9 protein-coding genes are annotated in these 9,470 nt (G+C 69.1%); all 9 read right to left on the minus strand.

Going from position 1 to position 9,470, the window contains the following annotated elements; translation table 11 throughout:
- The coding region (locus WA967_RS10305) for an O-acetylhomoserine aminocarboxypropyltransferase/cysteine synthase family protein (RefSeq protein WP_424422036.1) at positions 1 to 1,268 on the minus strand (1,268 nt) is incomplete at its 3' end.
- Positions 1,265 to 2,035, minus strand: coding sequence for an alpha/beta hydrolase (locus tag WA967_RS10310; RefSeq protein WP_424422038.1), 771 nt, complete (start codon positions 2,033 to 2,035; stop codon positions 1,265 to 1,267). The genes WA967_RS10310 and WA967_RS10305, both read right to left, overlap by 4 nt.
- A 64-nt stretch (positions 2,036 to 2,099) precedes the next feature.
- A complete protein-coding gene (locus tag WA967_RS10315; RefSeq protein WP_424422040.1) occupies positions 2,100 to 2,933 on the minus strand; it encodes an ABC transporter ATP-binding protein in 834 nt (277 codons plus the stop codon).
- Positions 2,926 to 3,738 (minus strand): ABC transporter ATP-binding protein, encoded by an 813-nt coding sequence (locus tag WA967_RS10320; protein WP_424422043.1) that lies wholly within the window; start codon positions 3,736 to 3,738, stop codon positions 2,926 to 2,928. The genes WA967_RS10315 and WA967_RS10320 overlap by 8 nt, the downstream gene beginning before the upstream one ends.
- Positions 3,735 to 4,604, minus strand: a complete 870-nt coding sequence (locus WA967_RS10325; RefSeq protein WP_424422046.1) for an ABC transporter permease — start codon at positions 4,602 to 4,604, stop codon at positions 3,735 to 3,737. The genes WA967_RS10320 and WA967_RS10325 overlap by 4 nt, the downstream gene beginning before the upstream one ends.
- Positions 4,601 to 5,572, minus strand: coding sequence for an ABC transporter permease (locus WA967_RS10330; RefSeq protein ID WP_424422055.1), 972 nt, complete (start codon positions 5,570 to 5,572; stop codon positions 4,601 to 4,603). The genes WA967_RS10325 and WA967_RS10330 overlap by 4 nt, the downstream gene beginning before the upstream one ends.
- A gap of 18 nt (positions 5,573 to 5,590) precedes the next feature.
- Positions 5,591 to 7,132 carry an ABC transporter substrate-binding protein gene (locus WA967_RS10335; protein WP_424422057.1) on the minus strand — a complete coding sequence of 514 codons (1,542 nt, stop codon included), beginning with the start codon at positions 7,130 to 7,132 and terminating at the stop codon, positions 5,591 to 5,593.
- 51 nt (positions 7,133 to 7,183) lie between these two features.
- Complete coding sequence (locus WA967_RS10340; RefSeq protein WP_424422060.1) at positions 7,184 to 8,569, minus strand: LLM class flavin-dependent oxidoreductase; 1,386 nt, start codon at positions 8,567 to 8,569, stop codon at positions 7,184 to 7,186.
- Positions 8,570 to 8,760: 191 nt separating this feature from the next.
- The coding region (locus WA967_RS10345; protein WP_424422062.1) for a zinc-binding dehydrogenase at positions 8,761 to 9,470 on the minus strand (710 nt) is incomplete at its 5' end.

Raw genomic sequence — 9,470 nt, forward strand, 5'->3', positions numbered from 1 at the left:
AGGTCGGCGATGAGGTCGGCGGGATCCTCGATCCCGATCGACAGGCGGATGGTGTTCAGCGAGATGCCCGCCGCCGCCCGCTGATCGGGCGTGAGGTGGGAGTGGGTCATGGATGCCGGGTGCGAGATCAGGCTGCGGGCGTCACCCAGATTCGCCACGAGGCGGAAGTACTTCAGCTCCTCGACGAGCCGTGAGATGCGCGCGAAGGCGTCCTGCTCGTCTCCTGCGATCTCGAAGGAGTACACCGAGGGCACGCCGTTCGGCAGGTACCGCTCGGCCAGTGCGTGCCAGGGGTTGCCTGCGAGACCGGGGTGGTTGACCTTCGCGACCGACGGATGCTGCGCCAGGTGCTGCGCGATGGCCAGGCCGCTCGCCGACTGGCGCGCCACGCGCAGGTCGAGCGTCTCGATGCCCTGCAGGATCTGCCAGGCGTTGAACGGGGAGAGTGAGGGGCCCAGGTCGTGCACGTACTTGGACTTCACCAGCACGGCGAACGCGCGGCCCTGCCCGAAGCGCTCCCACAGCACCAGATCGCCGAAGCGCGTGTACGGCTGGGTGAACTGCGGCCAGCGCTCGGGTTCGGCGCCGAAGTCGAAGGTGCCCTGGTCGACCACCACGCCGCCCAATGAACTTCCGTGACCGGCCAGGAACTTGGTGGCCGAGTGCACCACGAAGTCCGCCCCGTGGTCACCCGGACGCACCAGCGCCGGGGTGCCGACGGTGCTGTCGACCACCAGGGGCACACCGGCGGCATGGGCGATGTCGGCGACGAGCCGGGTGTCCAGCACCTGGGCCACGGGGTTCGCCACGATCTCCGCGAACACGGCACGGGTGTCGGGGCGGATGGCCGCCCGCCAGGCATCCGGGTCATCCTGATCCACGAAGGTGACGGCGATGCCGAAGTCGTCGAGGGTGTCCTGCAGCAGGTCGACGGTGCCGCCGTACAGCTGGTCGGCGGCGACGATGTGCCCGCCGCGGCCTGCCAGCGCCAGCAGCGTCACGGCCACCGCCGCCTGCCCTGAAGCGACGGCCACGGCGCTCGTGCCGCCCTCCAGCGCTGCCACGCGCTCCTCCAGGATGAGCTGGGTGGGGCTGGCGTTGCGACTGTAGATGATCCCGGGCTTGCGCAGCGCGAACAGGTCGGCGGCCTCCTGCAGTGACGAGAACTCGTACGCGGCGGTCTGGTGGATGGCGGGGACGGCGCTGGAGTACGGCAGGCCGGTCGTGAAGCCCGCCTGCACCTGGAGGGTCGCGAATCCGGCGGTCACGCTGCAGCCGCCTCTCGGGTGGTGTCGATCGCTCGGACGACGGCGGTGTGCACGTCGCCGGCGCGCAGGCGCTCCAGCCACAGCACGATTCCCGCCGCCACGCTGCGATGGCTGGCGTCGTTGAGCGCGTCGTGCAGGCCGCCGACGGTCTCGAGGATCTCGAGGTCCGGCACGGCCGACAGCGCGGCGCGCGCCTGCGCGAACGGAGAGACCGGATCGGCGCCGCCGTGCACGGCCAGCACCGGCACCGAGATCGCGGCGAGGTCGGCCGGTGCGGGGAGCTCGGGCTGGGTCGACCCATCGACAGGATCAGGGCCCGAGCCCTCCCGGGCCGTTGAGCCTGTCGCCTGTGCCGGCCGAGCGCCGGCGAGTCGAAGTGAAGCGTCGTCTTCGTGCTGCTTCGCGAGCACGCCCAGGTGCACGGGGCAGGCCGTGCGCTCGGCATCCGCCGGTCGTCGCTCCACGTCGGTCACGACGCCCGCCACGATCGCCGCGTCGGCGACGTCGTCCTGCGCGAGCGCCTGCAGCACCGCCGATGACCCGGTGTCGGAGCCGACCAGCACGCGCGGGCTCTCCTGCTCGCGGAGCCACGCGATCGCCGCACCCGCCTCGGCGAACACGCCGACGCCGTACCCGTCGGCGCTGATGCGCGTGCCGAAGCGGCGGTAGACCGCGGCTGTCTCGTCGCGACCCGGGATCAGCGCGAGCGTGCCGCGGGCACGGGATGCCGGTGTGAAGACGGCTGTGGGGGAGGGCGTACTGCTCATGCGGTCAATCCTTGACGGTCGTCGGCGGTTCGCGCAGGGGTGTGTCGAACTGTTGCGCACGATGTCACTGGATGACCTCCACGGCCTCACGCAGCTGACGGCGGCGGTCGCGGTCGGCGCCGGTGGAGGTCAGCGACGGCGCGGATTCGATCAGCAGTCGAGTGTATGGATGCCGGGGATCGGCGAGCACCTCGGCGGTCGGCCCGTCCTCCACGATGCGACCGCGGTACAGCACGATGAGCCGGTCTGTGGTGCCGGCCACGGAGCCGAGGTCGTGCGAGATGAACAGCTGTGCGAGGTTCTGCTCGTCCGCCAGCAGCCGCAGCAGATCGAGCACCTGGACGCGGCTTGCGGCGTCCAGGGCGCTCACCGGCTCATCGAGGATCAGCAGGCGGGGGTGCAGCACGAGCGAACGGGCGAGCACGATCCGCTGTCGCTGTCCGCCGGACAGCTCGGAAGGCAGCCTGTCGGACAGCAGCGGATCCAGCCCGACGACGGTGAGCACGTCCTGGACGTGTCGTGCGACCTCATCGCGGCTCAGACCACCCCGGATGACGAGTCCCTCCGCGATCGAATCCGACACCCGCATGCCGGGGTTCAGGCTGCGCAGCGGATCCTGGTGCACGTACTGGATCGCTCCACCGCGGCGGAACGCCCGCAGGCTCCGGCCGCGGAGCGCGGCGATGTCTGTCCCCGCGACTTCGACCGTGCCGTCGAGGATCGTCGTCAGGCCGAGCAGGGTGCGGGCGAGCGTGGACTTCCCCGAACCGGTCTCGCCGATCAGGCCGATGCGCTCGTCGGCTGCGATGCTCAGGGTGATGCCCTTCAGCACCGGCAACGCGCGGCGCCTCGGTCCGTAGCCGATGCTCGCATGCTCCAGACGGATGAGCTCAGGCATGCGCGGCCTCCCGCGTGAGGACCCGATCCAGCCCGTACTCGGCGTGTGCCCGCACCAGAGCGCGCGTGTACTCGTGCGCGGGGGCACTCAGGACGGTGCTGGAGTCGCCGGACTCGATGATGCGCCCGTGCCGCATGACGTGGATGCTGTCGCACACCTGGACGACGACCGGCAGATCGTGGGACACGAACAGAATCGCCAGTCCGGTCGTCGCGCGCAGGTCGGCCAGGACGTCGAGCACTTCGGCCTGGACCGTCACGTCCAGGGCGGTGGTGGGCTCATCGGCGATCAGCAGTTCGGGGGACTCCGCAATGGCGATGGCGAGCAGAACGCGCTGCAGCATCCCGCCGCTGAGCTCGTGAGGCAGCGCGCGCGCGACGCGTTCCGGCGCGACCAGGCCCAGATCGCCGAGGCCGCTGACCGCGGCAGCCCGTGCGTCTCGGCGGGAGAGGCCGCGCTTGACGCGATGCACCTCCGCGAGCTGCCGGCCCACGGGAATGGACGGGTTCAGGTGCGAGCCAGGGTCCTGGAACACGGCGCCGATGCGCGGGCCGCGGATGGCGCGCCACTGCGCGCGTGTGGCGCGGTTCAGGTCGATGCCGTCGAAGAAGCGGCGCCGGGCCGTCACGGTGAGCGCATCGGGGACGATGCCCAGCACCGAGCGGCAGGAAAGGGATTTGCCGCTGCCGGACTCGCCCACCAGTCCGAGCGTCTGCCCGCGGTCGATGGTGAACGACACATCGTCGACGAGCAGCGAGCCGTCCTCGGTGGTGATGGAGAGCTGCGAGACCTCGAGAAGAGTCATGCTGTCACTTCCTGTCCGATGCGCGCCGCATTCTGCGGCCGCAGTGCGCGAGTGCTGCGGGTCTGGGCGTCCCTCAGCGCATCGGCGAGAGCGTTGAACGCCCATACCGTCGCCACGATGAGTGCGGCGGGCGCCAACGGGCCGGCCGGGCGCTGGTAGAGGTACTTCAGGTCGCCGGCGAGCAGTCCGCCCCAGGTCGGCTCCGGCGGTACGACGCCGATGCCGAGGAAGGTCAGGGAGGCCACGACGACCAGCGCCGCGCCCATCATCGACGCCGCGGTCACGGTGATGGCGGGGAGCACCTGCTGCCACACGTGCCTGCGGAGCACCCATCCGGTGGACGCGCCCATCAGCTCCGCCGCCTCGACGTACTGCGATCGAGCGGTGCTGAGTGCGGCAGCGCGGGCGACGCGGAAGAACGCGGGGGAGATCAGGATGCCGACGGCCACCATCGCCTGCGGCACGCCGTTGCCGAGCAGCGCGGTCATCGCGATCGCGAACACCAGGAACGGCAGCGTCATCAGCGCGTCCGTCAGGCGGAGCGCGAGCCACTCGAATGTTCGCGACAGCTGAACCGACAGCAGCGCGGGCACCACTCCCATGGCTGCGCCCACGAGCACCGCCAGCAGTGCCGAGATCACCGAGAGCGGAGACCCGGCCAGCAGCCTGCTGAGCACGTCGCGTCCCAGTTCGTCCGTCCCCAGCAGGTGCGCCGGACTCGGGCCCTGCAGCATCGCTGCGGTGTCCTGCACGAAAGGATCTTGTGGTGCGATCAGCGGACCCAGGACGGTCAACAGCGCGATGACGACGAGGATCGCGACTGCTGTCCGTGCGCTCGTGGACCGCAGGATGTCGGTGATTCTCATGCTGCGCTCCTTCTTGATGCCGGCTGCAGGATCGTCAGCCCGATGTTGACGAGCACGTTGAAGACCAGAACGAGGATGATCGAGACGACCAGGGTTCCCAGCACGACGGGCACGTCGCCTCGGAGCGCCGAGTCCGCGGCGAGCAGACCGAACCCCGGCATGTTGAAGATGGTCTCGGTGACCACTGCACCGCCGAGTAGCGCGGGGATCTTCATGCCCAGTGCCGCCACGGCGGGCCCGGACCCGTTGCGCAGCGCGTGCGCGAACAGGATCCGAGCTGGGGTGAATCCGCGCACCACGGCGCCGGTGATGTACGGCTCGGACAGCGTGTGAACGAGGCCCGTGCGCAGCTGCCGGGCGATGTCGGCCGCCGGCTCCAGGCTGAGCGCGATGGCGGGCATGATGATGAGCTTCAACCACATCGAGGGGTTCTGCTCGAACGACACGTACCCCGACGAGGGGAGCAGCCTCAGCCACACGCTGAGCACGACGATCAGGCCGATCGAGACGACGAACGGGGGGAGCGTGGACACCGCCGACACGAACGCGGTGATGGCACGATCCACCAACCGTCCCTGGTGGATGGCTGCGGTCAGGCCGAGCGCGATGCCGGTGGCCACGCCGAGCAGCAGCGCCACGACCACGATGGACGTGGTGATCGTCAGCCGCTGCCCTATCAGCGTGGAGACCTGGAAGTGGTTGTACCAGCTGACGCCGAGATCGCCGGACAGCAGCGACTTCATCCAGTCGAGGTACCTGACCAGCAATGGCCGGTCGAGACCCAGCTGGTGCTCGATCTGCGCGATGCGCTCCGGCGTGGCCTCATCTCCCGACAGCGACGCCGCCGGGCTCAGGCCGCTGGCGGCGCCGAGCAGGAATGTGATGAGCGTCGCAAGGACGAACACCGGGATGACGGTGATGAGGGTCGCGCCCACAGCCCGGAGGGCGCGACCCGAGATGTTTCTCATAGTGAGGAGTCAGCGGCATCAGCCGTCGACTCGCACCCCCTCCCAGCGCACCTGCGAGGGCAGGAGGTTGAGGTCGCTCACCGCGGGCGCGGAGATGAAGATCCACGGCGAGGTGTAGAGATAGTTCGTCGGCGACTGCTCCACGCCCGCCCTCACGGCTGCGCGCAGCACAGTCGGATAGTCCGGCGAGTCGATGGGAGTCGCACGGACGGCATCCAGCGCCTTCTGGAACTCCGGCGACGAGTGCGGGCCGGACAGGTTCATGATCCCGGCGGGACCGTAGGTCGCGAGCAGGTTCGCCACGGGCGATTCGCGTCCGATGGTGCCGTCGAGGGCCAGCTGCGGGGACTTGGCCACGTACACGTCGTCCTGCCAGGTGGTGGAACCGGCGGGGACCAGGCGGATCGTGGAATCGATGCCGACGGCCTTCAGCTGCGACTGCGTGAGCTGTGCGTCGAGCTCGCCGCCGGCGTGCGCGGTGATCTCGATGGACAGCTGTCCGTCCTTGTAGCCGGCGTCGGAGAGGATCTGACGGGCCTTCGCAGGGTCGTAGCTCCAGAGCTTCTCGACCTCGGGGTTGTAGGCGATGTAGCCCTTCGGGAAAGGCTGGTGCACGGCGGTGCCCTTGCCGGCGGTGATGGCGTCGACGAATGCCTTCCGGTCGAACGTGTAGCGCAGCGCCTCGATGACCGCGGGGTCGTTCAACGGTGCCTTGTTGAGATTCAGGGATGCGTCATTGACCGCCAGGGTGTCGGCGATGGTCACATTCAGACCTGCGGCCTTCGCCTGGTCCAGTTGAGTGGCGGGGAGCCTGGCCACATCGACAGAGCCGGACTGGACCGCGGAGACGACGGTGGCGGCATCCAGCGCCGTGCTCAGCTCCAGCTTGTCGATGTGGATGTCCTTCGCATCCCAGTAGTCCTTGTTCTTCACGAACGTGGCGTGCGACTCGGGCACGAACTCGGTCAGGACGAACGGTCCCGCGCCCACCGGGTCGATGGCCAGCTTCGCGGGGTCCTCCGCAGCCGCGGGACTCGCGATGGCACCGGTGCGCCCGGCGACGAGGTAGGGGATCTGGTAGTCGACCTCGGAGAGGTGCAGAGTCACCTGGGTCGACGAGTCGGCGGTGACGCCCGCGAGGTCGGCGAGCTGGTCGCGCAGGTGCGAGTCGGCCTGGGTCTTGCCCCGCTCGAAGTGCGCCTTGACCGCCTCGGCATCCAGGGGCGTCCCGTCGCTGAACTTCAGGCCTTCCCTGAGCGTGAAGGTGATGGCCTTCCCTGTGGCGTCGTACTTCCAGCTCTTCGCCAGCCCAGGGGTGACGTCGCCCTTGGCATCGAGTTGCGTGAGCGATGCGTAGGCAAGTGAGATCGTGTTGATGTCGAAGCCGGTGCGGCTCGCCACCGGATCCCATGACGTGGGTAGGCCCATCGACCAGCGCAGCACGGTCTGGTGCCCTGCGGATCCGGCATCGCCGGATGCGCCGGACGCGCATGCGGCCATGCTCGCGGTGAGGGTCACCGCGAGGGCTGCTGCGGCAAAGGTGCGCCATGATCTGGTCACTGTCGGTCTGCTTTCTGTGGGGTGGTTCAGGTGGGGAGGGGAGAAGCGCGGTCAGGAGATCGCGGTGAGCAGGTCCGCTTTCACGGCGGATGCCGCGGACGCCGCCGTCGTGTGGCGGTTCTGGGGGACTGGCAGTCCGAGGTGCTCGCGGAGCGTGGTGCCCTCGTACTCGGTGCGGTGCAGGCCACGGGCCTGCAGGATCGGGATCACATCCCGTAGCAGGCGGCGGAACTGCGCGGGTTGGGCGACGTAGACGTTGAAGCCGTCGACGGCCCCAGCCTCGAACCACTCCTGGAGACGGTCTGCGACGGTGGTCGGCGAGCCCACGAACGGAGAGGGGTGGAAGGCCGAGAGCCGCTCGACGACCTGGCGGAGCGTGAGCGAGTCCTTCTTCGCGAAGGCGACGATGTGCTCCGCGTTCGTGCGGAAGCTGCGCTGGGCGAGATGCAGCACGTCGGGGAACGGCGCATCCAGGTCGTGGACGGTGAAGTCGTGCCAGCCGAACGGCCTCCCGAGCTCTGCCAGGGCGATATCGAATGAGTTGCTCTGCTGGTGGGCGGCGCGCTCGAGCGCCCTAGCTTCCTCATCCGTGTCGCCGACGAAGATCCGCGCCCCGGGCAGGATCAGCACGTTCTCGGGGTCGCGACCGGCCGCTGCGGCCCTCCCTCTGATGTCCTGCCGGAACGCGATGCCCGCCTCGATCGTCGATGCGTGGGTGAAGATGCCCTCCGCGTGACGTCCACCCAGGTCCCGACCGTCGTTGCTGTCGCCGGCCTGGAAGATCACCGGCTGGCCCTGTGGGGAGCGCTGGATGTTCAGCGGACCGGCGATGTCGAAGAACTCCCCGTGGTGATCGGTGTCGTGCAGCTTCTCCGGATCCAGGAACACCCGTGTGTCCCGATCACGGGGGAACGCGTCGTCCTCGTAGCTGTCCCACAGCGCCTGCGACGCCTGGATGTGTTCGGCGGCGCGACGATACCGGGTCGGATAGTCGAAGTGCTCGTCGAGTCCATAGTTTCTGGAGGTCCCCGCGTCGCCGCTGGTGACCACGTTCCATCCGGCCCGACCGTGGCTGATGAGGTCGAGCGATGCGAATCTTCGGGCGAGGTTGTACGGGGAGTTGTACGACGTCGTCGCGGTGCCGACCAGGCCGATGCGATCCGTCGCGACGGCGAGGGCGGACAGCAGCGTCAGCGGCTCGAGCCGATTCAGGTAGTGGGGCGGTGAGTTCGGGGTGATGAACTGGCTGTCAACGATGAAGACCAGGTCGAACTTCGCCTGCTCGGCGAGACGCGCGTACTCGATGTACCAGTCGATGTCGACGCTGGCATCACCGGGGATCTCCGGATCCAGCCAACGCAACTGATCGCCGGGCCCACCGGTGCCGGTGAGGATCGCGCCGAACTTGATCTGACGCGGGGTGTTCGTCTCTGCCACTTTCCGACTCCTGTTCCTTGTGCTGTCCCACGATTGTGGGACGCGGTCCAGGAAGGCGGAAGGACAGATGTAACACGGCGTGACTTCGCGAAATCGGATGACGAGGGACTACCGCTGGAGCAGAAGTTGTGCTGCAGGTCATGCGATCGGCGGCAGTGTCGATGGTGTTCTCCGTGCGGAGACCGCTCTGATCAGGGGATCAGCACGATCTTGCCCGTGGCGGCGTGCTGCTCGATGAGTTCGTGGGCGTGTGCGGCCTCGGCCAGCGGCAGCTCGGGACCGAGCTCGACTTGGAAGTCGCCGGCCTCGATGAGGTTGATGGCCACGCCCACGGCTTCGTGGCGCCACGCCAGCTGCTGCTCGGTGAGCGGAATCGGGTTGCCGCCGGAGTATGCCTGGATGCCCAGCTCTGCGGCATCCGGCCCCCGCACGATGGTCGCGATGCGGTCGTGGTCTGAGACCAGGTCCAACGAGGTCTGGATGGCCTCGTCGGTGCCCGCGCCGTCCAGGGCTACGGTGACACCCTGCGGCGCGGCCTCGCGGACGCGGTCGGTGAGGCCCTCGCCGTAGGCGACGGGGATCGCGCCCAGCGCGCGCAGCTGGTCGTGCCGCGCGGGACTTGCCGTGGCGATGACCGTGGCGCCCCACAGCACGGCGAACTGGATCGCGGCCTGGCCGACAGCGCCGGAGCCGGCGTGGATCAGCACGGTGTCGCCCTTGCGCACCCCGAGCGAGCGCAGCGACTGGTACGCGGTGCCGGCGGGGATCGCCAGAGCCGCGCCTTCGGCGGAGGTGACGCCGTCCAGCAGCCGGGTGATATTGCCGACCGGCACGGCCAGCGCCGTCGCATACGTGCCGCGGGTGTCGCCGATCGCGACCCGCTCGCCGACGGCGTAGCCGC

This window comes from Microbacterium sp. (genome assembly GCF_049650565.1).
Classification (GTDB): domain Bacteria; phylum Actinomycetota; class Actinomycetes; order Actinomycetales; family Microbacteriaceae; genus Microbacterium.